The following is a 26,085-nucleotide window of genomic DNA, read 5'->3' as shown; positions in this document are numbered from 1 at the left end:
CGGCAAGGTGCCAGTGTCAGTCCCGCGGACCACCGGCGACATAGACGACCTGGCCCGAGACGAACCCCGCGCCTTCGCTGACCAGGAACGATACGGTGTTCGCCACATCTTCGGGTCGACCGGCCCGGCCGACCGGGATCTGACTCACTGTCGCCTTCTCGAAATCGCCGAAATCGACACCCATCCGGGCCGCGGTGGCACGGGTCATGTCGGTCACGATGAAGCCCGGGGCCACCGCGTTGGCGGTGATCCCGAACTTACCGAGTTCGATGGCCAGGGTCTTGGTGAAACCCTGCAGGCCGGCCTTCGCCGCGGCGTAGTTCGCCTGCCCGCGGTTGCCGAGCGCGGACGTGCTGGACAGGCTGACGATCCGCCCGAACCCCGCGTCGACCATGTGTTTCTGCACGGCCCGGGAGAACAGGAACGCGCCCCGCAGGTGGACCGCCAGCACGGTGTCCCAGTCGTCCTCGGTCATCTTGAAGAGCAGGTTGTCCCGCAGCACACCGGCGTTGTTGACCAGTACGGTCGGCGGCCCCAGCTCGGCGACGATGCGTTCGACGGCCGCCGAGACCTGGGCCGGATCGGACACGTCCGCGCCGATCGCGACGGCCGTGCCACCCGCGTCGTGGATGGCGGTGACCGTGCTGGCACACCCGCCCTCCTCGAGATCGACGACCGCGACCGCGAGGCCGTCGGCGGCGAGCTTGAGGGCGATCGCCTCGCCGATACCGCGGGCGGCACCGGTCACTACCGCCACTCTGCTGTTCTCTGACATATCGCCTCCGGTGTGATCTTCGCTACCACGCGACCTTAGAAGGTTCTGCGCATTCTGATCCACCGGTAGCCGTAGCCCTCGACCCTGATCTTGCTGAGGTCGCCGGGTTCCGGGTACTCCTGGTCGGCGAGCACGTCGTTCGGGAACTCGGTCTCCTCGGCCAGGCTGCTGAGGTCGATCTCGCCGGCCTCCTTGCACAGGTTGTGCACGAACAGCATGGTCCCGGTCCGCGCGTCGGCCCGGTGCACCAGCACGCCCCGCGGCGCCGGCAGGTCGACGTGCGTGCAACTCCCCGAGCCGATCTCCGGGGACTCCTTCAGCGTACGGATCATCCGCTCGAACCAGGACAGCAGCGACTGGGTGTCGTGCCGCTGCCGGGTGACGTTGACCTGCTCATATCCGTACTCGCCGTCGTCGATCACCGGGCGCACCAGGTCGGCCGGATCCGCCGAGGAGAAGCCGCCGTTCGGCAGCACCGACCACTGCATCGGGGTACGGATCGCGCCGCGCCCGTCCAGCGCCAGGTCGTCCCCCATCCCGATCTCCTCGCCGTACCGCAGCACCGGCGTGCCGCGCAGGCTGAACTGCAGCGCGTACGCCAGTTCCAGGCGGCGGCGGTCGTTGCCCAGCATCGGTGCCAGACGACGGCGGATGCCCCGCCCGTACACCTGCATGCGCTCGTCCGGTCCGAACTGTTCGAACACCTCCTGGCGCTGCTCGGCGGTCAGGCGCGACAGGTCGATCTCGTCGTGGTTGCGCAGGAACGTGGCCCACTGACCGCCGTCCGGAAGCGTCGGGGTGTCCCGCAACGCGTCGATGATCTGTTCCGGGTCCTGCCGGGCCAGGGCGAGCACCAGCTTGGCGTTGAGCAGGAAGTCGAACAGCATGTGGATCCGGTTGCCGGAGCCGTTGCCGTCGCCGAAGAACTTGGGCAGCTCGGCGGGCTCCACATTGGCCTCGGCCAGCAGCACCGCGTCACCCTTGCGCCACTGCACGAACTGCCGCAGCTCGGTGAGGAACTCCATGTCCTTCGGCGAGTTCGGGTTGCCCGGCTCGGTCTGCTCGATGATGAACGGCACCGCGTCCATCCGGAAGCCGGCCACCCCGAGCTGCAGCCAGAACGCGCAGATCTTCTTGATCTCGGCGCGGACGGCCGGGTTGTTGATGTTCAGGTCCGGCTGGAACTTGTAGAACCGGTGGTAGTACCAGAGTTTCGCGGTCCGGTCGTAGGTCCACGTCTCGTTCTGCTCACCCGGGAAGACCATGCCCTGCTTGCGGTCGGACGGCTCGGTCTCGCTCCAGACGAACCAGTCGCGGTACGGGGAGTCCGCCGACTTCCGTGCCGACTGGAACCACGGATGCTGGTCGGAGGTGTGGTTGACCACCAGGTCGATGATCACCTTGATGCCGCGGTTCTCCGCCTGGTGCAGCAGTTCGGCGAAGTCGCCGAGCGTGCCGAACCGCGGGTCCACGGCGTAGAAGTCGGTGACGTCGTAACCGTCGTCGCGGTCCGGCGTCGGGTGGATCGGGTGCAGCCACAGACAGTTGATCCCCAGCCTGGCCAGGTAGTCCAGCCTCCCGATCAGGCCCTGGATGTCACCGACACCGTCGCCGTTCGCGTCGGCGAAAGTGTCGATGTCCAGGCAGTAGACGACTGCATTCTCGTACCACCGGTCACTCATGCCCCTCTAAGTGACCGCGTCCCCAGCCGTCAAAACGTCACTCCCCCGGGAGTACGCCGGACGGCTGCCCTGCGTAGTCACGGCGGAAGTCGTCCGGTATGCGGAACGCGGTTCACCGGTGACGATCGGGGTAGGAGGAACGGTCAAGGGGAGGGATATGCATGGCGGAAAGTGATCTCAGCAGTGCCGGTGGGCTGACCGGGTGGGTCGCCTCGGTGATCGACTCGTTCGGGGAGGTCGGGGTCGGCCTGCTGGTCGCCCTGGAGAACCTGATCCCGCCGATTCCCAGCGAGATCGTGCTGTCGATGGCGGGCTATCTGGCCAGCGAGGGCAGGGTCGGCCTGGTGCTGGTCTGGATCACCGCGACGCTGGGTGCGCTGGGCGGCGCACTGCTGCTCTACTGGCTGGGCCGGGGTCTCGGTGAGGACCGGTTGCGCCGCTGGCTGGACCGGCTGCCGCTGGTCGACCTGGACGACCTGGACAAGGCGGACCGCTGGTTCGAACGGCACGAGCGCGCCGCGGTCCTCTTCGGACGCTGCGCGCCGGTGGTCCGCAGCCTGGTCTCCATCCCGGCCGGCGCCAACGCGATGCCGATCGGGCAGTTCGCCCTCTTCACCGCGATCGGCAGCGGCGTGTGGAACGCGCTGTTCATCGGGGGTGGCTACGCGCTCGGTTCCCGCTGGCAGGACGTGGAGAAGTACAGCCACTGGTTCGACTACGCGATCTGGGCGTTCTTCGCCTTCATGATCGGTTCGTGGGTGGTCCGGAAGGTCCGTAAACGCCGGGGCGCGGCCGCCCGGGTGGACGACCGCGCCTGAGAACCGTGCGTCAGAAACCGGCGCTGACCCGGGTGAACGCCCAGGTGTCCTGCGCGATGCCGGAGCAGTCGCTGACCACGCCGCCACCGGCGCAGCCGCGGTCCCGGTTGACCGCCCAGAAGGTGAACCGGGCCAGCCCGTTGTTCTTCGCGTAGTCCCGGATGCGGGTCCAGGTCTCCACCGTGGTGACCTCCTGCTGGTCGGAGAGACCGTTCATGCCGGAGATGCCGATGTGCGCGTACGCCTGCGCGTCGGTGTACCCGAAGGTGGTCTTCAGCGTGTTCTTCAGGCCTTCGGTGGCGCCGACGGTGGAGGCGTACATGTCCGCGCCGCCACTGAAGTCGAACGGCATCTGGGTGAAGATGTCGATGTTCGCGTTCAGCGCCTTGGCCTGCTGGATCAGCCGGGTGCCGAAGTAGTTCGGGCCGGTCGTCGAGGTGCCGAAGGTGAGGATCGTCTTCACCCCCGGGTTGTTCTGCTTGATGATCTTCAGGGCGCCGAGGATCCGGTCCTGGACCACGGTGTTCTCGAACTCGTCGGAGTTCTCGATGTCCACGTCGATGGCCGTCAGGGCGAAAGCGTCGATCACCTTCTGGTACGCCCCGGCGAGCGCCTCCGCCGACGCGCAGTTCGGGCCGAGCTTGTTGCCGCTCCAGCCGCCGATCGACGGGACCACGTCGGCCCCCGCCGCCCGGATGGCCGCGATGGTGCTCGCGTGGACGCCGCCGGTCAGGCCGGTCTCGCCGTCCCACGCCGGGTTGCAGCCGTTGTTCGCCAGCACGAACGCCATGGTGAACGCCCGGATGCCGGTGGCGTTGACGACCGTAGCCGGCGCCGGCGGGTTGCCCCAGCCCGGATAGATGTAGGGCGCGGACGCCATCTTCGTGCCGGTCGACGGGGGTGTCGTCGGCGGGGTGGTCGGCGAAGTGGTGGGCGGAGTGGTCGGGTCGGTGCCACCGCCACAGGCACCGTTGTCGATCCAGACGTCCCACTGCCCGCTGTGGGTGGCGGGCGCCTCGTTCTGCGTCCACCACTTCGCCGTGTAGTTGTGGCCGTTCTGCGAGGCCACGTTGTCCTTGACGTACACCGCCGTCGACGTCCAGGCGCCCGCGCAGGCGGTGGCCGCGTTCGAGACGGACATCGGGAGGATCGCGGCGAAGGCTCCGGTCGCCGCGACCGCCGCGACGACGGCGATCTTTCTGCTGAGTTTCACGGGGAACGCTCCAGGGGGATTCAGGGAAGGGTGCCGAGGTGGGGGTAGATCGTGTTCGCCCTGCCGTCGCCGTTGCCGACGTCCCAGTTGATGGACCAGGTCATCGCGCAGCCGCGGCGTCCCCCGCCACCCAGGTCGCGGCCGTCCCGGTCGGCAGGGCGGTGAGGGTGGTCAGGATCACCGATCGGGAGAGCCTCATGACAGTCAATCTTTAAGACTGTTAACAGTTCCTGTAAAGAGGCTGAACCTTAAACATCCTTAAATATAAAAAAGGGACTATGACCGCAGGTCAGCGGCCATAGTCCCGGTAGTGACCGGTTACCGGCGGAACTGGAACCAGTTGAGATTGACGAAGTCGGCGGACTGCCCGGACGTGAAGGTCACGAACACCGTGTGCTTACCGGACACATTGGACATATTGCCCGGAATCGACTGCCAGGTCTGCCAGCCGCCGGTGCCGCCGAGCGCGAAACTGCCGATCGGCGCGTTGCTCCGGCTGTCGATCCGCACCTCGACCAGCCCACTCACGCCGGTCGCCGCACCGGAGGCCACCCGGGCCACGAAGTCCTTCACCCCGCCGGTGCCGAAGTCGACGTTGTCGTACTGCAGCCAGTCGCCGTTCGCGATGTAGCTGACGTTCTGGCCGCCCTCGGAACTGGTCTCCAGCGAGACACCGGAGGCCGCGTTGTACGACTCCGCCTCGATCACCGAGTAGGCGTCCCGCCCGGTCCCGCTCGGCGGCGGCGTGGTCGGCGACGAACCGGACGACTGGTAGACCGCCACGTAGTCGACCAGCATCGGCACGCCGGACTGGGTCGCCGCGGTGGGACCGCCACCGAACGCCGCCGGGAACCCGCCGCCCATCGCCACGTTCAGGATCACGAAGAACCCGTGGTGCGTCGCGTTGTTCCAGGTGGTGGCGTCCACGACGGTCGAGTTCAGGGTGAAGTAGTTGACCCCGTCGAGGTACCAGCGCAGCTGCTCCGGCGAGGTGCTGCGGTCGTACTCGATCGCGTACGTGTGGAAGTTGCCGAGGCAGCCGGTGCAGGCCCGCTCGCCGCTGCCCAGACCGGTGGACTCGTTGCACGGGCCGCCGGGGTTCGTGCCGCAGTGCAGGGCCGCGAACACGCTCGGCCGCCCGTTGACGTTCTCCAGGATGTCCAGTTCGCCGATGCTCGGCCAGTTGGTCGCGCCGACCGGCCGGGCCGCGTCGCCCAGTGCCCAGAAGGCCGGCCAGTATCCGGCGGCGGCCGCCCCGGTCACGTTGGGCTGCGAGATCCGGCTCTCGATGCGCATCCTGCCGCCGGCCGGGGCGGCGAAGTCGGTGCGCTGGGTCTCGATGCGGCCGGAGGTCCAGTTGCCGGCCGCGTCCCGGATCGGCTTGATGGCCAGGTTGCCGGTGCCGTCCTGGTAGACGTTCGCGGTCGAGCTGGTCATCGTCTCGATCTCGCCGGTGCCCCAGTTGGCGGCGCCGCCGGGATATCCGGTGCCGGTGCTGTACCGCCAGTTGGTGGTGTTGACGCCGGTGCCGGACGCACCGGTGAAGTCGTCGCTGAAGACGGTGGTCATGCCGGCCGGGGCGGTGGGGACGGCCGCGTCGGCACGGGTGACGACGGTGATCGAGGCGGCGGTCGCGAGCATCGCGGCCATCGCGACGGCCGCCCGCCGCACGGTTCTACGGGGATCAGACATGGGGGATTCGCCTTTCTCAGCAGAGAGAGCGCTCTCCCGAAAGTTTCACGCCGGTTTCGCATCGTTGTCAATATGGATCAATACCTATCTTTTCGCAGGTCGCGGCGCGGTTTCCGGGGAAAACGCTCCGGGTAAGCACGAGCCATGGACACAGCGACCGAGGGAACGGTGATCTCCGAGGAGCTCGCCGCGAGAGCCGCACGCAACGACCTGCTGACCCTCGGGATCGAGGAGGAGTACCTACTCGTCGACGCCGTGGAACCGCGCGCGGTGGAGGCCGTCGAGGAGACCTTCGCGGAGCTGCCGGACCACCTGCGTGACAGCGTGCAGCACGAGTACTACCGGACCCAGATCGAGGTGGCCAGCCCACCGGAGCTGGAACTGGGCGAGCTGACCACCGCCATGCGCGGGCTGCGGTCCGGACTGGCCGACGCCGCCGGACGGGCCGGCGCACGCCTGCTCGCCGTCGGCACCGGACCTGCGCCCGGCCCGAACGCCCGCCTGGTCGACAACCCGCGGTACCACCGGATGCGCGACTTCTACGGCGACCTCTCCCCCGGACCGGGCATGTGCGGCACCCACGTGCACGTCAGCATCCCGGACCCGGAGACCGGCGTCCAAGTGCTCAACCACCTGCGCCCGTGGCTGCCCACCCTGCAGGCGGCCACCGCGAACTCCCCGCTGTTCGGCGGCCGCGACACCGGGTACGCCAGCTGGCGCTCGATGATGTGGGAGCGCTGGCCCACCGTGGGGCCCACGCCGTACCTGCACTCGCACGAGCACTACCTGACGCTCATCTCCGACCTGCAGGCGAGTGGGGCGATGCTCGACGAGGGGATGCTCTACTGGTACGCCCGGCTCTCCGCGACGTATCCCACCGTCGAGATCCGGATGGGTGACGTCTCGCCGACCCTGGACGACGCGATGCTTCTCGCCGCGCTCACCCGGGCCCTGGTCGCCACCCTGGTCCGCGAGGTACAGGCGGGCGCCGAGGCCCCGGACGTCCCGCACCCGCTGCTGATGGCCGCGCACTGGCGGGCCGCGCACGACGGCCTGGAGGGCATGAACATCGACATGGCCACCCGGGAGGCCCGGCCGGCCTGGCGACTGATGCGCCAGCTCTTCGACTACGTACGCCCGGAACTCGAGCGACACGGCGATCTGGAGACGGTCACCGCACTGATGGAGCGGCTGCGGGAGCGGGGCACCGGCGCGGCCCGCCAGCGGGCGATGCTCGCCCGGGGTGCCACGGTCGGCGACGTGGTCGACGCGATGGCACTCGCCACCCGCGGTGGAGAATGAGTGGGAGCGATCCCACGAATACCATTACCCAGAGCCACCTATAAAGAGACTTGCATCAATGCACTAAGGGTCGGGATCACAGGAAACACAAATCTTTCCCACCCGTCGTGACATGCAGATATCTCTCTGTGTAATGCGACGGTGACCGATTTGGTATCGCGCTCGATCTTGCGGCACGGTAGCAATGACGGATGCCGCCGCACAGAAGTCCACACTCATCGCCGCGAGTCGGCGACGAAAACACCCCGATCGGGCGGCACCGGCGACCGGATTCACTGGCTGACTACACCACGGTCGCCGGGCTCGCCGACACGAAAACCCGGCCGGTTCCGCTCCCGCGGCAACCGGCCGACCCCGACGCCACGGCGTACGTCTCTCGCGCCGCGCGTCACCGTTCCGAGAACCGCAGGGGCGGGAACACCGGTCCGCGCTGGCAGCCACAGCCGACCGACCGCCCCGGCACCTACCGGTCCTCGAGCGGAGCCCATCGCGCCCCCTCGGCCCGCCGATTCGACGGACTGCTGAAGAGCGCGAAGAACAAACCGCAGCTGCTGCTCGCGACCCTCGTCGCGGCCGGCCTGCTGCTCACCGCCATGCCGTTCCAGCAGAAGGACGGCGAGAGCACCAGCGTGATGAACGCGGCGGCCCAGGCCGTCGCGGAGCGGATCAGCGGCCAGCCGGCGAAGAAACCGGCGACCGTCCCCGCGGAGAAAGAGGTCCCGGACGCGGTCCCGGCTCAGCCGGCCGCCACCGAGGCCCCGAGCCCGCCCGCCCCCGAGCCGTCCCGCAGCGCCGAACGTCCGGCGACGTCCGAGACGGCGAAGGTGAGCGTCCCGGCAGGGGACGGACCACACGACTCGCTGAAGACCACCGGATCCTCGGTGGTGGCGCTGACCTTCGACGACGGCCCCGACCCGGAGCAGACGCCGAAGATCCTGAAGATGCTGGACACGTACCAGTTGAAGGCGGTCTTCTGCCTGGTCGGCACCCAGGCGCAGCGGCACCCGGACCTGGTCCGGCAGATCGTGGACGAGGGCCACGTGCTGTGCAACCACACGTGGAACCACGACCTGAGCATCGGTAAGAAGAAGGCCGCGAACATCACCGCGGACCTGCAGAAGACCGACGCCGCGATCCGCGCCGCCGTGCCGGACGCGGAGATCCCGTTCTTCCGCGCCCCGGGCGGCAACTTCACCGACCGTCTGGTGAAGACGGCGTACGCCAACGGGCAGACCTCGCTCTACTGGGAGGTCGACCCGCGCGACTGGGACCACCCGGACGGCGAGAGCGACGCCCAGCGGATCAAGCGGATCATCTCGATCGTCAAGAAGGAGACCCGGCAGGGGTCGATCGTGCTCTCGCACGACTTCAACCAGCCGGGGACCATCAAGGCGTACGAGAAGCTGCTCCCGTGGCTGGCCGCCAACTTCGAGATCGGCATCCCCGGCGAACAGCAGAGCGGCGAGACCCCGGAGACGCCCGCGTCCCCGGAGCCGAGCACGCCGAGCACCTCGCCCGGCACCGTGGCACCGAGCCCGAGCGGGTCGGCGTCACCGGTCACGACGGACGGGACGACCCTCCAGGTCTCCACGCCCTGAGTCACCTCTGGTGAAAGGGCCGTGGCTGTCTCAGCCGCGGCCCTTTCTCGTCGGCGGCTCCGGCTGGCAGGTCGCGCACCAGTAGATGTTGCGGCCGGCCATCTCGCCCGTCGTCACCGGCGTGCCGCAGACCAGGCAGGGCTGCCCGGAGCGGCGGTAGACATAGACCTCGCCGCCGTGCCGGTCCACCCGCGGCGCCCGCCGCATCGCCTCCGGCGTGTGCTCGGTGTGCACCGTGTCGATGCGCCCGCGCACCACGCCCTCCTTCATCAGCGCCCGCAGGTCGTCCCAGATCGCCGTCCAGCGCGCCCGGTCGAGCGCGGTGCCCGGGGTCCGCGGCGACAGGCCGGCCCGGAACAACACCTCGTTGGCGTAGATGAGGCCGCAACCCGCCACGATGGACTGGTCCATCAGCAGCGCCGGCAGCGGCTTGGTGCTCGACCGCAGACGGGGGAAGGCCCGCTCCGGATCCGCGTCGTCGCGCAGCGGGTCGGCGCCCAGCCGGGAACGCAGCGCGTCCACCGCGGGCGGCTCCAGCACCTCGCAGGCGGTCGGCCCACGCAGATCCAGCCAGTGCCCGGCGCCGGACATCCGCATCCGGACCTGCCCGACCGGGTCCGGCAGCGGCGGGGTCCCCTCCGCGAACTTGCCGTAGAGACCCAGATGGACGTGCAGGGTCCGGTCGTCGTCGAAGTGGTGCAGCAGATGCTTGCCGTAGGCCTCGGTGTCGCGCAGCACACGGCCGTCGATCAGCGCGGCGCCCGCGGCGAAACGCCCCTGCGGGCTGCTCACCGCCACCGGGTGTCCGGCGAAGATCTCGCGATGGCGGGCGGCCAGGCGGTGAATGGTATGTCCCTCGGGCACGCGACAAAGCTATCCGCCGGCCGGGGCGCCGCCGATTCGGCGTGATCAGCGCCACTGGGGTGGCATTCTGCCCTCAGCGGATTCGCCCTGAGGGGAATCACTGGGATCCTGCGCTCCGCTGGGAGAGGGTGGAGCAGTTGTACCGCGGAATGCGAGAGGGTGGGCACATGACTTCTGAACCGACCATGCGTGGTGGCGGGGCCACCTTCGACGACCAGGTGTTCGAGCGGCTCCTGCGGGAGCGGATCATCTTCCTCGGCAGCGAGGTCAACGACGAGGTGACCAACCGCATCTGCGCCCAGATGCTCCTGCTCGCCTCCGAGGACTCGGAGAAGGACATCTCCCTGTACATCAACTCGCCCGGCGGCTCGATCAGCGCCGGCATGGCGGTGTACGACACGATGCAGTACATCAAGAACGACGTGGCCACGATCGCGATGGGCATGGCCGCCTCGATGGGGCAGTTCCTGCTCTGCGCCGGCACCCCCGGCAAGCGTTACGCACTGCCGCACGCCCGCGTGATGATGCACCAGCTCTCCGGCGGCATCGGCGGCACCGCGGCCGACATCGCCATCCAGGCCGAGAGCATGCTGCACATCAAGACGGTGATGAACGAGCGGATCGCCTTCCACTCCGGGCACACGCCGGAGGAGATCGAGCGCGACTCCGACCGTGACCGCTGGTTCACCGCCCAGCAGGCCAAGGAGTACGGCCTGGTCGACCACGTGATCGCGCGGACGAGCGACGTGCACGTGGGCTCGATCGTCTAGATCACCTCGGAGACGACACGAAGGGCGATCCCGCCCTTCGTGTCGTTTCTGCTTTCCGGGGGTATAGGAAGCGACGTCCCCCGAGAATGCGTGATCAAACCCCCGCCAAGGAGGTTCCGACGTGAGGATTCCTACCTTCTCCCGCCCGGGCACGGCCGACAGCCCCACCGCCGACGAGCGGCCCACGGCGGTCACCACCAAGCCCGGCGAGCGCCCCACCGCCGTCACCACCAAGCCCGAGGATCGTCCGGCGGTCACCCCGCGCCGCGACGACACGAAGACGACGACCACCATCCCGCCGGTTCGCACCGAGCGCGAGCGCGCCGCCGCCGTCACCGAGCGCGAGCGCGCCACAGCCGTCACCGACCGCCCGGCAGCCCCGCCCACCCCGGTCGCCGACCGCAAGCCGCGGGCCAGCCTGCTCGCCACCGTCAGCCTGGTGCTGGCCGTGGCCGGTGCCCTGCTGGTGCTCTCCGGACCGCTGATCGGCTATGGCATCGGGGTCGCCTCGGCCGCCCTGATCCTGTCGGTGACCGGCCTGTACGCCACCCGCAAGCGGCACGTCGCCGGCAAGACCGACGCGCTGGTCGCCATGGTGCTCGCGATCGCCGCGATCGTCGTCGGCGTGCTGGCCCTGACCGGCCAACTCTACTGGCTCGGCACCGACACGAACTCCGCGACGACGGTGCGTGAGTGGCTCGACGCACAGTTTGAAAACCGAATCTGACGGGTATGTGACATACAGCCGCGGCGATACGCTGACGGCCCACCCCTCGGAACCGGGGCGACGAGAGTCGGCCCGCCCCGAAATTGCTCCGGCGGTTCGCCGGAAGTCACCCTGGCACTCGGGGGGACGGCGGTTCGCCGTCCCCCCGATGGCTGTGCAACGAATCGTCGTGAGCTGCGGCTATCACGCAACGATCAGCCACCCGACGCATGGTTGATCGGGGGTCCCCGCAACTGGATCACGCCTACGTTTTCTTTCATGACGTTCACGCGCCGATACCTGATGTGCCGGCCCACCCACTTCGCGGTCACCTACCGGATCAATCCGTGGATGGACCCGACGGCGCCTTACGACAACGCGCTGGCCGTCAGCCAGTGGGAGAACCTGCGCCGCGTCTTCGTCGACCTGGGACACACCGTCGACGAGATCGAGCCGCTTCCCGGACTGCCCGACATGGTCTTCGCCGCCAACGGCGCGACCGTGGTCGACGGCCGGGTGCTGGGGGTGCAGTTCCGCGACGCGGAACGGGCCGACGAGGCCCCGGCGTACGCCTCGTGGTTCCGGGAACGGGGCTTCGAGGTCCACGACCCCAAGCACACCAACGAGGGCGAGGGCGACATCCTGCTCGCCGGGGACGTCCTGCTCGCCGGCACCGGGTTCCGCACCTCACACGCGGCCCACGCCGAGACCCAGGAGATCCTGGAACGTCCGGTGATCACCCTGCAGCTGGTCGACCCGGCGTACTACCACCTGGACACCGCGCTGTGTGTGCTGGACGAGACCAATGTGGCGTACCTGCCCGCGGCCTTCTCCCCGGGTTCGCAATCCGTACTCCGCCGCCTCTTCCCGAATGCGATCATCGCAACGCCGGAGGACGCGGCCGTTCTCGGCCTCAACGCGGTCAGCGACGGCCGCACCGTCGTCCTGCCCGAGCAGGCCGTCACCCTCGCCGCCGACCTGCGCCGCGCCGGTTACAAGCCGGTCGGCGTCGACCTGTCCGAACTGCGCAAGGCAGGCGGCGGACCCAAGTGCTGCACTCTGGAGGTGCGTTCGTGACGACCGTGGAATTCCGCACTGCCGGTGCGCTGGAAGACGCCGAGAAGTGGACGGCGCACAACTACCACCCGCTGCCGGTGGTCGTCGCGTCCGGCGAGGGCGCCTGGGTCACCGACGTCGACGGCCGGCGCTACCTGGACTGCCTGGCCGGATACTCGGCCCTCAACTTCGGTCACCGGCACCCGGGACTGATCGCCGCCGCGCACGCCCAGCTCGACCGGATCACGCTGACCAGCCGGGCGTTCGTGCACGACCGGTTCGCCGAGTTCTGCCAGGGCCTGGCCGAACTGTGTGGCAAGGACCTGGTGCTGCCGATGAACACCGGCGCCGAAGCCGTGGAGACCGCGATCAAGGTGGCCCGCAAGTGGGGTTACCGGGTCAAGGGCGTCCCGGACGGCCAGGCCGAGATCATCGTGGCGGCGGGCAACTTCCACGGGCGTACCACCACGATCGTCAGTTTCTCCACCGATCCGGATGCACATGCCGATTTCGGTCCGTACACGCCCGGCTTCGTAGTGGTCCCCTACGGTGATCCGGCGGCGCTGGCCGCGGCGATCACCCCGAACACGGTGGCGGTACTGCTCGAGCCCATCCAGGGCGAGGCGGGCGTTCTGGTGCCGCCGGCCGGGTACTTCGGCGAGGTCCGCGAACTGTGCACCCTCCAGAACGTGCTGCTGATCGCCGACGAGATCCAGTCCGGCCTCGGGCGGACCGGCCGCACCTTCGCGATCGAGCACGAGAACGTCACCCCCGACATGTATGTTCTCGGCAAGGCGCTCGGCGGCGGCATCGTGCCGGTCTCCGCCGTCGCCGCCGACCGCGACGTGCTCGGGGTGCTCAAGCCCGGCGAGCACGGATCGACGTTCGGCGGCAACCCGCTGGCCTGCGCGGTCGGCGCCGAGGTGGTCGCCCTGCTGCGCACCGGCGAGTTCCAGGAACGCTCCGCCGCGCTCGGCGAACGCCTGATCAGCGGTCTCGAGGCACTGATCGGCGAGGGCGTGGTGGCGGTCCGCGGACGGGGCCTCTGGGCGGGCGTCGACATCGACCCGGCCCTGATGACCGGCCGGCAGGCCTGCGAACGGCTGGCCGCCCGCGGCATCCTGGCCAAGGACACGCACGGCTCCACGATCCGTCTCGCCCCGCCGCTGGTCATCACCGAGGCCGACCTGGATCACGCATTGACGGAGTTCGCCGCCGTCCTCGCCGGAAACTGACCCGCTCCGCGTGCAACCCGGCGGATCGTGAATCCGTCTTCGAGGCGTGAAAGACCATCGAGGCTCCGAGAGATCCGAGCGCGAGACCGAATACCACGAGCTGGTGACCCGCCGGCGGCCCGGCATGCTGCGTACCGCAGTACTGCTGGCCGCCGGCGATTCGCATCTGGCCGAGGATCTCGTGCAGACCACACTCACCCGGCTGTACCTCAACTGGACCGCCTTCCGGCGCGCCGGCAACGCTGACGCGTACATCCGCCGATCACTGGTCAACGCGCTGATCGACGAACGCCGCCGGGTCTGGCGCCGCCGTGAGCAGCCCGTCGCGGACATCCCCGACCGGGCACCCGCCGAGACCGCCGCCGACCCGGCCGGCCAGGCGATCCGGCAGGCCCTGCGCGAACTGCCGCCCCGGATGCGGGCCGCCGTCGTCTTCCGCTACTTCCACGACCTCGACGTCGCCGAGACGGCGCACGCCCTCGGCTGCTCGGAGGGCACGGTCAAGAGTCAGACCTCGCGCGGGCTCGACCGCCTGCGCACCGCCCTCGAATCCACCGTCACACCCATCCCCGAAGGAGCGAAATCATGATGGATCTGCGTAGTCATCTCGAGGAGATCGCCGGCCCGGTCGTACCGGTCGCCGACGGCCAGGTCGACGAGGACATCCTGCGCGGGCGCCACGCGAAGCGCCAGCGGCGTACCGTCCAGGCGACCCTCGGTGCGGTGTTCGGAGCCGCCGCGCTGGTCGCCGCGTTCACGGTGCCGGGCGGCGGGGTCGGCGCCGGGCCGCAGGGTCCGACCGCTGCCGCGCCGCCGGCCGCGGTGACGGCGGTGGACCTGGTCGCCTACCAGGGCACCCAGCCGAAGGGCTTCACCATCGACAAGGTGCCGGCCGGCTGGTTCATCGAGTCCCAAGACGATCACGGCCTGGTCATGGCCCCGGAGCGGGCGAAGGGGATCAGCCCGTCCACCGACGCGGCGCACGCCGTCCCCCGCATCCTGATCATGCTGGAGTCGAAGGACCAGAACGGCCCGTCCCGGCCGGGCACCGAGGTCACCATCGGCGACCGCACCGGCCTCCTCCTCAAGAGTCTGCCCGCCATGATCCCGGGACAGCCCGCCGCGGATCCGGACGGGGACACCGGCTGGGCGGTGTGGCTCGAGCAGCCGTCCGGAATCTGGCTGATCGTGCAGTTCGACGCGGGACTCGGCATGGGCCAGGACCGGATGGTCGAGCTGACCAGCGGCGTCCACGTCCACCCGGGAGCCCTCCAGGGCGTCGGCTGAAGATCTTTTCGCTGGTACGCCCACACCCACCACAGGAGCAGACCGGGCCGTTCACCGGCTCGCGGCGCCCGGCCGGGTGCGGCTTCCGGCCGCACCCGGCCGGCGGCTCATGCCTGTGGTCAAGACACGGAAGCACCGGATCCGTAGGACTGCTCCGGGACGGATCCGGTGCTTCTGAAGGGGGTGTGGGCGTACCCCCGAAGGAAGGTTCTAGGGTCTGCCGACCGGCCGGAAGGCCATGGTCGGAGCCTCGCCCATCACCGACTCGGGCTGGACGACGCCGCCGGACGCCCACAGGTGCGAGCGGCCCACCAGCACGTCCGCGTAAAGCTCGACCAGGTCCTCCTGAGCGAGGGCACGGGCCTCGTTCTGCTTCAGGTGGATGCGGTGGTTGTCGTCGAAGGTGCCGGGGCGGATGCCGGTGCCGTTGGTGCTGATGTCCTTGACCACGATCTCGCCGTTGCGCAGGGTGAGGCGCGCGTGGCCGCGGCTGATCCACTTGCGGGCGTCGTCGGTCAGCCACTGGCCCAGCATGACGTTGCCCTCGCCGTCCGGAGCCCGGCCGATGATCGTCGGCTTGTCCTCGGAGACCACGAAACGCTGACGGATCACGCCGTCGATCCGCACCGAGAAGACCTCGGTCGCCGGACGCGGGCCGGCGTCGCGCAGACGGTCGCCGTGCCGCGGGCAGCTCGGCGTGCCGGAGCGCAGCGTGGGCGGCGGCTGGGAGACCGGGCTGGTGTAGGTGCGCATGTCGGCGAACGGGCTGTCCGGGTCGCCGCCGCTGCCGTAGACGTTGCAGTTCGGCGCGGGGCAGCTCCACACCCGGGAGAGCAGGCGCTCACCGAGCGGGGACCGGGGTGCGGGCGGGACCAGCTCACCGCGGCCGACCCGGGCGACCAGGGTCGGCCCGCCCTGGGCGGAGACCAGCGCGAGGAGACGGCCGGGCTCGGACACCCATGGGCGGCGGGCCCGGTGGCGGTCCTCGCGGTCGCGGGTGAGCACCGGCAGGCCGAGCAGTTCAGCCACCTCGAGAACCCGGTCCTCGATCTGCGGAACCACCTCGATCTTGCCGTCGTCGGCCCAGCGGCGCACGACCATGCGCTCGTTGGAGGTGAGGTCGGTGTCCGAGATCAGGCTTCGCGGGGTTATCACGTAGACCGGGACGTTCTCCTCGGAGACGTAGCGGCCGAGCGCGTCGACCAGCAGGCCGAGGCGCACGAGGCTCGCCGGGCGGCCGCCGTCGAGATCGGCGTAACGGACGACTTCCGACAAGTCGACCACGGCCCGGGCGAGTGCCGGGTCGGTGGTGAGCCGGACCTCAATGGCATCGAGGACCTTGCTGACCTCGAATCTCACGAGTCCTCCCCCTGGTTTCGCGCGCTGTTGCCTGGCCATCATGCCCCGGACATGATCGGCACGGAAACCCGGGCGGCGGCCATCCGTCCGTTTGCCCCGAGTGTCCGTTTACTAATTCCCTCTCCCGGGAACTCCAGTCGATCGACCGGCGTCACCCCCAGCCGCCGGCGCCTGCAGGAGGGACCAACATGCGCACACCTCGACTCGCCGGACTCGGCCTCGCGGTGGCGACGGCCGCGTTCGCTGTGGCGGGATGCTCCACCGACGGCACCGCCGAGCCCGCGACCAGCACGTCCGCCGCCGGCCCGTCCACCGGGACCGGACCGGCGCCCAGTTCGTCGGCAGCCGACCCGGAGGCGGTCAAGGCACTCTCCAACGCGACCGCGGCCCTCGGCACCACCAGTTTCAAGCTGACCACCACGGCCGGCGCCGGGTTCAAGCTGACCGCGGCGATCGACGCCCCGAACAGCAAGGGCACCGCGGACATCAGCGCCACCGGCGCGAACACCGACCTCACCGTGAAGTCCCTGCTGATCGGCCAGGACCTGTACGCACAGATCCCCGGCATCACCAAGGACGCCACCTGGACGCACCTGGACATGAGCCGGCTGCCGGACGGCGCCAACGTCGGCCTGCGCCCGGGGCGGATCGACCCGGTGGCCACCGCCGACCTGCTCGGCTCCAGCACCGACGTGCACGCCGCCGGTGTCCGCGAGTACGCCGGAACCGTCGACCTGACCTCGGTGACCAACGTCGCCGGCCTGGACAGCGTGACCATCGACGGCTACGGCCCGGCCGCGCAGCGGGTGCCGTTCACCGCCGGTCTCGACGACCAGGGCCGTCTGTCCGTGCTGACGCTGCGGCTGCCCGCCGTGGAGGGCCGTCAGGCCGAGCCGATCGAGGCGTTGTACACCGGGTACGGCGACCCGGTGACCGCCGAGCGTCCGGCCGCGTCGGCGATCGTCGAGGCGCCGGAGAACGTCTACACCGCGCTGGGCGGCTGACGCCTGCTCCACAACGGACGGGGTGCCGGCCGATTCTCGTCGATCCAGGCGTCGATCTCGGCCCACCAGGCGTAGAGCCAGTCGATGCGCTCCTGCTCACCGGCCGGCACCTCCTCCGGAGGCACACTCCAGAACCGCATCACCAGTTTCTTGTCCATCGGCAGCTCGCGCCAGACGTCGGCGACGGTCACCATCCGGTCCAGACCGGTGTGCGCCACGAAGATGACTCCGGCGTCCGGCGCGGCGTCGATCGCGGCCAGCAGCCCGCCCGGTTTCGGCGGCAGCAGGTTGCGCAGGTTCTCCGCCTTCACCGCGAGATCGTGCAGGCCACGGCCGCGCAGCCGGGCGATGGCGCTGACCCGGCGGCGCGGCGTGAAGTTACCGCCCTCCGGAAAGATCACGAAGGCGTCGTTGTGGTCGAGTCCGGTGGCCAGCTCGCCGATCTGCTCCTCGAGCGTGTCGGTGGTGGTCCGCCCCGGCGAGATGAAGCGGTTGGGCAGCCGGTTGAGCAGCACGTCCACCGCCGGATCCCACTGCAGGGCGGCCTTCAGCACGATCCGCGGCTCCCGCTCGAACCAGTTGACCAGCGAATGGATCAGCGTGAACGAGTCGCCCGGACCGGCGTGGCGGCTCACCACGATCTCCGGACGCCCGGGTGCCGCGGTGTCCGGATCGGTGCCGACCACCTCGATCTCCAGGTGCAGCGACCAGCGGGCGAACCAGAACAGCGTGCGCAGGAACCAGCCGGTCAGCACGTAGTGGGCCCGCTGGAACCCCGGGCCGCGGATCCGGCTGCCGAACCCGGACGCCACCCAGAGGACGGCGAGCGCGACCAGCGCCACCGCGTCCCACACCAGGTAGACGATGACCAGAAAGACCAGCCGGGGTACGCGTAGACGGCCGGGCATCAGCGGTGACACCGCCAGTGCGATCAGCAGCCAGATCGGCAGGGTGGTCAGCAGCAGGACGGCGAGCACGATCACGAGCGGGGCGATGACCAGGCGGCGGACCGCGACCGGGGGCAGCCCCATCAGCGCGCGTCCGGCCGGGGCAGCGGATGGACATTGGCACTCAGGTAGCGGCGGGACGCGGTGTAGGCACGGCTGATCCGGCGCCCCACCGACGCCATGTCCCGGTACGCCCAGGGCGAGTCGTCGCGGCCCTCGCCGCCGCCGCTGGGCAGCACGTGCACCCGTACGCCGTCGGGCAGTGACGCGAGTTCCCGGGCGAACCGGTGCCGCCGGGCGATCTCGAACGCCACCTGCGCCACCTCCCACGGCCGCCGGGGCACCGCCAGCGGACGCTCCACCCGGCCCACCTGCAGCACGAACACCATCGTGGCGCCGAGACGGACCGCCTCGCCGATCGGGATCGAGTTGACGATCCCGCCGTCCACGTAATGCTCGCCGTTGATCTCCATCGGGGGCAGCAGGCCGGGCACCGCCGACGAGGCGAGCACCGCGTCCACCAGCGGTCCACTGTCGAACCAGTGCTCGGCGGCCCGTTCGATGCTCGCCGCGCAGCAGTGGAACGGGACCTTCAGATCACTGAACGAGATGCCCTCACCCAGCTCGCTCTCCAGCAGCCGCCGCAGCGGCCGGGGCGAGTGCAGGTGGGTCCGGGCCGCGAACCGGCGCACCTGGCGCCCGATCGAGTCGCCGTAGACCGCCGCCGCCTCCGGTGACGTCCAGAGCCGGACCAGCCGGTCGGTGACCCCCTCACTGGGATCCGCGGCGACCAGTGCGCCGTTGACCGCGCCGATCGACGTGCCGACCACGACGTCCGGGCGGAACCCGGCCCGGAACAGCGCCCGCAGCATGCCGACCTCGACCGCGCCGAGGACGCCCCCGCCACCGAGCACGAACGCCACCGGACCGTCGACCATGCGGCCCATCGTCGCACGCCCCGGCCAGGCCTAGTCCAGCTCGGGCATGGCCACCGGCTGCGGGCGGGGACGGCACGAGCCGCACTGCACCGCGTCCTCGACGACGAGCGCCTCAGCCCGGTCCCGCTGGACCGACCGGGTCACCTCCAACAGGTACGGGCCGAACCGGGCGTGCTCGGCGCACACCCCGCGTCCACAGAACCGGCAGACGGCACGGGCACCCTCAGCGCAGAACCAGCACAGCATCCCTCAATTGGACGGGGCGATCGGCGCTCCCGCAACGGCGGAACCCGATGCGGTCTCGTCATCGGCCGGTTCGGAACTCTCCTCCGGGGTCGGCGTCACGCTGGGCTGGGCCGACGTCGGTTGCGGGGACGTCGCGCTGGGCCGGGTGGGCACCACGATCGTGGGTCGCGTCGTCGGCGGCGTCGTCGGGCGGGTGGTGGTCTCGGTCTGCTCGTCCTCGGTGGGTTCCGGGTCGTCGTCCGGCTCGGTGGTGGCCGACGTGGTGCTGGTCGCGGGCGCCGACGTCGGGCTCGCCGACGCCGACGCGGACGGGGAGACCGACGCGCTGGGCTCGGCGGGAAAGGACTCCTCGACCGGCGGGGCGGTCGGCTCCGCGGACGCGGGCGGGTCGACCACCACGCCGTCACCGCAGCTCAGGTCGCTGCCGGCGGGCGGGCTGGCGGTGCCGGCAACGGACACCGTGCCGGACGAGACGACCACCGCGGACGGGTCGACCGCGAACCAGGCGCCGCCGGTGCTGACCACGTCACCCTGGGCCTGCGTGACGGTCAGCGCCAGTGGCTGGAACGCGCCGCTCGGGCTGTTCGTGTCGGCGAGCACCCGGCCGGTCTCCAGTCTCAGCCGGCCGGACACCGCCGAGTCGCGGGCGCTCCGCACGGTGACCGTGCCGACCTCGGCCCGGGAACCGGCGCAGATCAGCACCACCGCGCCGCCGGGGTAGGTGAGCCGGGCCGAACCGCCGGCCGGCACCTCCACCCCGGATCCGGCGGTCAGATAGCGGCTGTCCCCCGCCGTCAGCGCCGCGGTCTCGTCGCCGATCCGGGCGGCGACACGGCCCTGGTCGACCGAGAGCAGGGTCCGTTCGCCGGGCATCTCCGCCCACGCCGGGCCGGCCTGCAGGTTGAGGGCCACGCTGCCGGCCGCGAACAGCAGCAGGGCGCAGACGAAACCCCACATCCGGCGTTCGAAGTGGTGGTCCACGTCGTACTGCTCGGAGCCGTCGGGCGGCCCGGGCGGCACGGCCAGCGGCGGATGGGTGGCGCCGGGCCGGGCCGGGGAGGGGGTGCTGGGCCGGACCGTGGGCATCGTGGTGCCCGGCCCGTACGCCCCGACCAGCGGCGGCAGGCTCGACGCGTCCGGGATGATCCACAGCCGGACCGGGGTCCGGGTCTGTGCCACCATGCCCGGGCTGCCCTCGCCGACCGGGCCGACGAGGGTGCCGCGGCGCAGTTCGATGCCGTCCGGCATGGCGATGACGCCGGCCTCGACGACCACCGCGTGGGTCGGCCCGTGCAGCACCACCGGCGCGCCGGCGTCCAGGTCGGCGGGGTGGGCGGTGGCGATCAGGGCGAGACGCTGGTCCTCCTCCAGGCCGGCCAGTGCCGGGGTGTCGGCGAACAGCGCCTCGGCCTCGGCCAGTTCCTGCGGGGGCGGACCGGGCATCGGCCCGACCACGGTGGCGACCGTCGAGGTGGGCAGGGCGAGCAGGACCGCGCCCGCGGTGTGCCAGTCGAGCTGGGCGGCGCGGCCGGTGAGCGCGCCGGCCAGGCCGACCATCCCACCGGGTCCGACGTGGTGCCGGATGGTGCCGCCCGGGTCGCCGGGGCGGCGGCCGTGCAGGGCGCCCTCGACCACCAGGTAGACCGCGGACGGTGTCTCACCGGCCGGGATCAGGTGCCGGCCGGTCGGCGGATGCGTCCAGCGGGCCCGGGCCGCGAGGTTCTCCAGGGCCTGTTCGGGCAGACCGCCGACCTCGGAGGCGCGCAGCGCGGCCAGCCGGCGCGGCAGGTCGGCCTCCCGGTTGCGTTCGGCGGCCATCTGCCGCCAGCGGCGCCAGGTCCGCCCGAACCGGCCGAGCAGGAAGTAGAGCGGCGGGGCGACGACGCCCGCGACGATCACCAGGAGCAGCAGCTGCGAGGCGATGCCCTGATGCCACAGGCCGACCACGACGCCGTGCACCCGGTCGGTCCAGAGGCGGTGGCCGAGGCCCGCGGCGACGACCAGCCAGAGCAGGGCGAGGACGCCGTAGAGCGCGACCAGACGGCCCTCGCGGTCCAGTCTGCGCCAGCGGGCGCCGCGGCGGCGCAGGCGGCCGGAGAGCCAGGACAGACCGCGGGCCCGCAGATCCGGGATCTCCAGCCAGTCCATCAGCAGGTAGTGCCCGTCCAGCGGCAGCAGCGGGCTCAGGTTGAAGAACGTGTGCAGGTAGAAGAGGAAGGCCAGCTTGAACGCGATCGGCTGGGCGGCGGGCAGGGCCAGACCGGTGACCATCGCCAGACCGGCCAGGCCGGCCGCGGTGGCCGGGCCGGCCAGGGTGACCGCGATCCGGGCGCGGCGGCCGGCCATCCAGACGTCGGTGGTGTCCACGAAGACCGACGGGATGCCGAACCGCAGCATCAGCCCGGCGACCGGGACCTCACGGCCGACACGCTTGGCGGCCAGTGCGTGACCGCACTCGTGCAACGCCAGAACGACCACGTTGAGTGACACGAGGACGATTGCACCGAGTAGATACGAGTCACCCACCAGAAAGAGTGATGCACTCCCCTGCTGCCACGTGATAGCGAAAAGCACCAGGCCGGCCAGCGACAACAGCACGCCGACCCCGAATCCGACGCGGCTGAACAGCACCCGGCCGAGCGTGCGATAGAGCGCGGTCACCACCCCGTCGACCGGGACGGAGAGCATCCGGCGGCCGCGGGCCGCGGCGGCGATCGACTCGCCCACCCGTTTCGGCAGCGGCTCGCGGACCATCTCGCGCAGCGGCCGGAACGCGTCGGTCGGCAGTTCCTCGAGCATCCGGTTGGCCGCCAGGTCGGCGACCACCCGGCGCACCTGATCGGGGGCGAGCCGGCCGGCGATCCGGGCGAACTCGGCCACCAGGCGGGCCACCGTGGTGACACCGTCCATCATCAGGGCGAGCTGGTATTCGTCCGGGGTCAGCCGCAGGTACGCCGAACGGCCGCCGTCGTCCGGCGAGCGAAGCATGACGTACCGCCCGCCACGGACCGACGCCCGGTGACGGACCTCGATGCCGGGCCGCAGGATCGGGCGGGCACTGCCCGGATTGAGCCGATCGGCGACCGTGTGCCAGAGCCCGGCGTCCGCGGGTCCGGACGGGACTCCGGGAGCCCGGCCGGCAAGGGCTTCCCAGACACTGGTCCGGGTCTCGACATAGGTCAACTCAGGGGGCCTTTCACTCCGCCGAAGCGAAACAAGACGACCGCCGGATGGTTCGCCCGCGGCGAATGGAGATTAGGCGGTCGCCTGGGCAAACGCGAGACCCGTACGGCAAAAGCTGCCTGTTGGTCGTGAAGGTCCAGAATCGCGGCATAGATAGGAATACGGCGGGTGACGTGCCCACCCCCGGGCCACGTCACCCGCCGTACAGCGGAGGGTTGTGCTGGTGAAGCTCGCTTTACTGGGCCTCTTGCAGGGTGACGTCGACGGTCTGCTCGGCGCCGTTGCGGGTGAAGGTGAGCGTCATCTTCTGGCCCACGGTGCCCGCCTGCACGGCCGCCACCAGATCGTCCGACTCGTCGATGGCCTTGCCGTCCACCTTGGTCACCACGTCGCCCTGCTGCAGGCCGGCCTTGGCGGCGGCGCTGCTCTCGGTGACCTCGCGGACCAGGGCCCCGCCGTTCTCCGCGTCGGCGACGCTGACGCCGAGAGCCGGGTGGCTGACCTTCTTGCCCTGCATGAGCGCCTCGGCGACCTGCTTGGCCTTGTTGCTCGGGATGGCGAAGCCGAGGCCGATGTTGCCGGAGCTGGAGCCGGAGGTGGCGATCGCCGAGTTGATGCCGATCACCTCGCCATTGGTGTTGACCAGGGCACCGCCGGAGTTGCCCGGGTTGATCGGCGCGTCGGTCTGCAGCAGGCCGGTCATCGTGGTGCTGCTCGACTGCTGCTGTTGCTGCTGGCTGCCGAACGGACTCTGCTGCTCCTGCTGCTGCTCCTCCTCGCTGCTGGACTGGATGGTGCGGTCCTTGGCGCTGATGATGCCGGCGGTGACCGAGCCCTCCAGGCCGAGCGGGCTGCCCAGGGCGAGCACGGTGTCGCCGACCTGGGTCTGCGAGCTGTCGCCGAAGGTGGCGGCCTGCAGGTCCGAGACGCCGGTCGCCTTGACGACCGCGAGGTCGGTGCGGGCGTCGGTGCCGACGACGGTGGCGGTCGTCTTGGTGCCGTCCGCGAAGATGATGTTGACGGTGTCGCCCGTCGCCGAGGAGACCACATGGTTGTTGGTCACGATGTAGCCGTCGGCGGAGAGCACCACGCCGGAGCCCTCACCGGAGTCGGTGGTGATCGAGACGACGCTGTCCTGCACGGCGGCGGCGATCTGGGCCAGCGAGGAACGGTCGACCACCCGGGTGACCGAGGAGTTGCCGGTCAGCACGCTGGCGGGGGAGCCGCCGTCGTTGAGGGCGATCGCGGTCGCGGCGCCGACGCCACCGGCGGTCAGCGCGAGCACCAGGGCGGCCGCACCGGCCAGCAGGATCTTGCGGCCGCGACGGTTGCCGTTGCCGGGCGGGGGCGGACCGAAGGCCGGCGGGCCGAGTGGGGGCTGCTGACCGCCGCCGCCGGCTGCCTGCCAGGCGCCGTAGGCCGTCTGCGAGTAGTCGGCCGGGTAGCCCTGCCCGTAACCCTGCGGGGCCTGGTAACCCTGGTGCGGGTGACCGTAGGGCAGCTGCTGCTGGGCGGTGTAGTCAGGCTGAGCGGAGACCGGCTGCTGCGGCCAGGCCGGAACGGCGGACTGGACCGGCGGGGTGGGCTGCTGCGGGGCCCAGGGGCTCTGCGGGGCCGCGGGGTGGGCGACCGGCGCGTGCGGGGCCGAGGGGTGTTCGGCGCCCGCCTGTCGGGGTGCCGCGGACTGGGGAGCGGCGGACTGCGGGGCAACCGGCGGCTGCTGAAGAGTCGCCTGCTCAGACTCCACCCGCTCCGCGCTGGTGAACTCAGCGGCGGCGTCCGCGGGCCGCGGGTTGGTCTCGTTCTCGTTCATGTAGGTAACTCTGCCCCGTCGCACTCGTACCGAACTGTGTTAGTCCTGGACGTTTTCTGTGAACCCTTTATCCACTTTTACGGTGGGTAGCGTGACTCGGAAGGTCGCACCCCGGCCGGAATCGCTCAGCACCTCGACGGAGCCGTTGTGCGACCGCACGATCGCGGCGACGATGGCCAGTCCCAACCCGGTACCCGTCGCCTCCCGCTCGGTGTTGCGGGTTCGCGCGCCGTCCACCCGATAGAACCGTTCGAAGACGTGCTGGGACTGCTCCGGACTGAGACCCGGCCCCTTGTCCTCCACCTCGACCACGGCGGTGTCACCGGTCCCGGCGTGCACCCGCAACGTCACGGCCGCGCCGGGCGGGGTGTGCACCAGGGCATTGGTCATCAGGTTGCCGATCACCTGGCGCAGCCGGGCGTCGTCGCCATACGCCACCAGCCGCTCCGGTTCGTCCCGGACGTCCAGGGTGATCTCGCGGTCCGGGGCGGTCGCCTGCGCGGCCTGCACCGCGTCCATGGCCAGCACCGGCAGCTCCACCGGTGCCAGCACGATCGGGCGTTCCCGGTCGAGGCGGGCCAGTAGCAGCAGGTCCTCGACGAGCAGACCCATCCGGGCCGCCTCGTCCTCGATCCGCCGGACCAGCCGGGCCACGTCGGCCGGGTCGGAGACCGCACCCTGCCGGTAGAGCTCGGCGAAGCCGCGGATGGTGGTCAGCGGGGTACGCAGCTCGTGCGAGGCGTCCGCGACGAACTGCCGCATCTTGCCCTCGGACTGCACCGCGCGCGCCTCGGAGCGCTGCGCCGACTCGGCCGCGTCGCGGGCCGCCCGCTCGGAGTAGGCGCGGGCGATGAAAGCCGTCTCGATCTGGGTGAGCATCGCGTTCAGCGCGCTGGAGAGCCGGCCCAGCTCGGTGGTCGGCTCGCCGCCGTCCTCCTCCGGGTCGGGCACCCGCTGCGCCAGGTCGCCGGCCGCGATCCGGGCCGCGGTGCGCTCGATCTGCATCAGCGGGATCAGGCTCTGCCGGACCAGGGCCGCGCCGATGGTGGCGAGCGCGACCAGCACGCCCACGCCGACCAGGACGTCCACCCAGATCAGCCGGGCGATCACCGCGTCGATGCCGGTCATCCGCTGGCCGACGTGCATGACCGTGTCGTCGGAGAGGCGGACGACGAGCATCCGCCACATGTACTTGCCGTCCTGGCCGCGTGCCGAATACGGCTTGCCGAGGTGCGACTCGATCGTCTCGACCCCGCTGAGCAGACTCGGCACCTCCTCGCTCTCCACGCCGGCACCCGGGGTGATCACCCCGGCGGCGCCACTGACCGCGGAGAAGGCGATGACGTAGTCCGGTGGGGTGAAGACCGGGCGGAAGGTCCGGCGGGCGAGCTTGTCCTCGGCGTGCTGGGCCATCGCGACCAGCTGCGAGTCGAGCCGGGTCAGCATGTAGTTGTGCAGGAAATAGGTGCTGGCCGCGCTGATCAGGGCCAGGGCCGCCAGCACGAGCACCAGGACCGAGGCGACCAGCTTGGTCTGCAGCGAGATCTTGCGCAGGCTGTGTTGACGCGGAAGCGATCCTCGCACCCGCTCGGCAAGA

At 70.6% G+C, this 26,085-nt stretch carries 22 protein-coding genes; 10 read left to right on the top strand and 12 right to left on the bottom strand.

The window, feature by feature from the left end; translation table 11 throughout:
- Window positions 1–16 precede the first annotated feature (16 nt).
- Window positions 17–775 carry a 3-oxoacyl-ACP reductase FabG gene (fabG, locus tag WH85_RS32140; protein WP_045745821.1) on the bottom strand — a complete coding sequence of 253 codons (759 nt, stop codon included), beginning with the start codon at window positions 773–775 and terminating at the stop codon, window positions 17–19.
- A gap of 35 nt (window positions 776–810) precedes the next feature.
- On the bottom strand, window positions 811–2,457 hold the full coding sequence (locus WH85_RS32135) for an alpha-amylase family protein (RefSeq protein WP_045745820.1): 1,647 nt from the start codon (window positions 2,455–2,457) through the stop codon (window positions 811–813).
- 161 nt (window positions 2,458–2,618) lie between these two features.
- Here WH85_RS32135 and WH85_RS32130 point away from each other — a divergent pair, with 161 nt between their 5' ends.
- The gene (locus WH85_RS32130) at window positions 2,619–3,275 is read left to right on the top strand and encodes a DedA family protein (protein WP_157411344.1); all 657 of its coding nucleotides are present in this window, start codon (window positions 2,619–2,621) and stop codon (window positions 3,273–3,275) included.
- Window positions 3,276–3,285: 10 nt separating this feature from the next.
- Here the strand turns inward: WH85_RS32130 and WH85_RS32125 are convergent, their stop codons facing one another.
- Window positions 3,286–4,488, bottom strand: a complete 1,203-nt coding sequence (locus tag WH85_RS32125; protein ID WP_045745818.1) for a chitinase — start codon at window positions 4,486–4,488, stop codon at window positions 3,286–3,288.
- 318 nt (window positions 4,489–4,806) lie between these two features.
- Window positions 4,807–6,180 carry a carbohydrate-binding protein gene (locus WH85_RS32120; protein ID WP_045745817.1) on the bottom strand — a complete coding sequence of 458 codons (1,374 nt, stop codon included), beginning with the start codon at window positions 6,178–6,180 and terminating at the stop codon, window positions 4,807–4,809.
- 144 nt (window positions 6,181–6,324) lie between these two features.
- Here WH85_RS32120 and WH85_RS32115 point away from each other — a divergent pair, with 144 nt between their 5' ends.
- Window positions 6,325–7,482: a carboxylate-amine ligase gene (locus tag WH85_RS32115; protein ID WP_045745816.1), complete on the top strand. Its 1,158-nt coding sequence runs from the start codon at window positions 6,325–6,327 to the stop codon at window positions 7,480–7,482.
- Between the two features lie 191 nt (window positions 7,483–7,673).
- Window positions 7,674–9,080 (top strand): polysaccharide deacetylase family protein, encoded by a 1,407-nt coding sequence (locus WH85_RS49190; RefSeq protein ID WP_063775563.1) that lies wholly within the window; start codon window positions 7,674–7,676, stop codon window positions 9,078–9,080.
- 30 nt (window positions 9,081–9,110) lie between these two features.
- Here WH85_RS49190 and WH85_RS32105 read toward each other — a convergent pair whose 3' ends face one another.
- Window positions 9,111–9,944: an Fpg/Nei family DNA glycosylase gene (locus WH85_RS32105; RefSeq protein WP_045745815.1), complete on the bottom strand. Its 834-nt coding sequence runs from the start codon at window positions 9,942–9,944 to the stop codon at window positions 9,111–9,113.
- A gap of 167 nt (window positions 9,945–10,111) precedes the next feature.
- On the opposite strand from WH85_RS32105, the gene WH85_RS32100 reads away from it, so the two are divergent.
- The 6 genes from WH85_RS32100 (at window position 10,112) to WH85_RS32075 (ending at window position 14,998) form a co-directional block, all read left to right on the top strand.
- Window positions 10,112–10,714 (top strand): ATP-dependent Clp protease proteolytic subunit, encoded by a 603-nt coding sequence (locus WH85_RS32100; protein WP_045745814.1) that lies wholly within the window; start codon window positions 10,112–10,114, stop codon window positions 10,712–10,714.
- Between the two features lie 121 nt (window positions 10,715–10,835).
- Window positions 10,836–11,441, top strand: coding sequence for a DUF4190 domain-containing protein (locus WH85_RS32095; protein WP_052720967.1), 606 nt, complete (start codon window positions 10,836–10,838; stop codon window positions 11,439–11,441).
- Window positions 11,442–11,699: 258 nt separating this feature from the next.
- Window positions 11,700–12,497 (top strand): dimethylargininase, encoded by a 798-nt coding sequence (gene ddaH, locus WH85_RS32090; RefSeq protein ID WP_045745813.1) that lies wholly within the window; start codon window positions 11,700–11,702, stop codon window positions 12,495–12,497.
- Window positions 12,494–13,711 carry an ornithine--oxo-acid transaminase gene (gene rocD / locus WH85_RS32085; protein ID WP_045745812.1) on the top strand — a complete coding sequence of 406 codons (1,218 nt, stop codon included), beginning with the start codon at window positions 12,494–12,496 and terminating at the stop codon, window positions 13,709–13,711. The genes ddaH and rocD overlap by 4 nt, the downstream gene beginning before the upstream one ends.
- Before the next feature lie 46 nt (window positions 13,712–13,757).
- Window positions 13,758–14,300 carry a SigE family RNA polymerase sigma factor gene (locus WH85_RS32080; protein ID WP_083449410.1) on the top strand — a complete coding sequence of 181 codons (543 nt, stop codon included), beginning with the start codon at window positions 13,758–13,760 and terminating at the stop codon, window positions 14,298–14,300.
- Window positions 14,297–14,998 (top strand): hypothetical protein, encoded by a 702-nt coding sequence (locus tag WH85_RS32075; RefSeq protein ID WP_157411343.1) that lies wholly within the window; start codon window positions 14,297–14,299, stop codon window positions 14,996–14,998. The genes WH85_RS32080 and WH85_RS32075 overlap by 4 nt, the downstream gene beginning before the upstream one ends.
- Before the next feature lie 210 nt (window positions 14,999–15,208).
- On the opposite strand, the gene WH85_RS32070 is transcribed toward WH85_RS32075, so the two are convergent.
- A complete protein-coding gene (locus WH85_RS32070) occupies window positions 15,209–16,357 on the bottom strand; it encodes an FHA domain-containing protein (RefSeq protein WP_045745810.1) in 1,149 nt (382 codons plus the stop codon).
- A 188-nt stretch (window positions 16,358–16,545) separates the two neighbouring features.
- On the opposite strand from WH85_RS32070, the gene WH85_RS32065 reads away from it, so the two are divergent.
- A complete protein-coding gene (locus WH85_RS32065) occupies window positions 16,546–17,361 on the top strand; it encodes a hypothetical protein (protein WP_045745809.1) in 816 nt (271 codons plus the stop codon).
- Here the strand turns inward: WH85_RS32065 and WH85_RS32060 are convergent.
- The 6 genes from WH85_RS32060 to WH85_RS32035 form a co-directional block, all read right to left on the bottom strand.
- Entirely contained in the window at window positions 17,340–18,392 is a 1,053-nt protein-coding gene (locus WH85_RS32060) for a 1-acyl-sn-glycerol-3-phosphate acyltransferase (protein ID WP_045745808.1), read from the bottom strand. The genes WH85_RS32065 and WH85_RS32060 overlap by 22 nt on opposite strands.
- Window positions 18,392–19,246 (bottom strand): patatin-like phospholipase family protein, encoded by an 855-nt coding sequence (locus WH85_RS32055; protein WP_045745807.1) that lies wholly within the window; start codon window positions 19,244–19,246, stop codon window positions 18,392–18,394. The genes WH85_RS32060 and WH85_RS32055 overlap by 1 nt, the downstream gene beginning before the upstream one ends.
- Before the next feature lie 30 nt (window positions 19,247–19,276).
- A complete protein-coding gene (locus WH85_RS32050) occupies window positions 19,277–19,492 on the bottom strand; it encodes a hypothetical protein (protein ID WP_045745806.1) in 216 nt (71 codons plus the stop codon).
- A 3-nt stretch (window positions 19,493–19,495) separates the two neighbouring features.
- Window positions 19,496–22,675 (bottom strand): cyclic nucleotide-binding protein, encoded by a 3,180-nt coding sequence (locus tag WH85_RS32045; protein WP_052720966.1) that lies wholly within the window; start codon window positions 22,673–22,675, stop codon window positions 19,496–19,498.
- A gap of 235 nt (window positions 22,676–22,910) precedes the next feature.
- Entirely contained in the window at window positions 22,911–24,488 is a 1,578-nt protein-coding gene (locus WH85_RS32040; protein WP_045745805.1) for a S1C family serine protease, read from the bottom strand.
- A gap of 39 nt (window positions 24,489–24,527) precedes the next feature.
- Window positions 24,528–26,072, bottom strand: coding sequence for a sensor histidine kinase (locus tag WH85_RS32035; RefSeq protein WP_045745804.1), 1,545 nt, complete (start codon window positions 26,070–26,072; stop codon window positions 24,528–24,530).
- Window positions 26,073–26,085: the final 13 nt, after the last annotated feature.

Origin of the sequence: Actinoplanes rectilineatus, assembly GCF_000962825.1 — a bacterium.
Classification (GTDB): domain Bacteria; phylum Actinomycetota; class Actinomycetes; order Mycobacteriales; family Micromonosporaceae; genus Actinoplanes; species Actinoplanes rectilineatus.
Note: the sequence above shows the minus strand (reverse complement) of the source record. Positions and strands in the feature narration are given on the sequence as shown.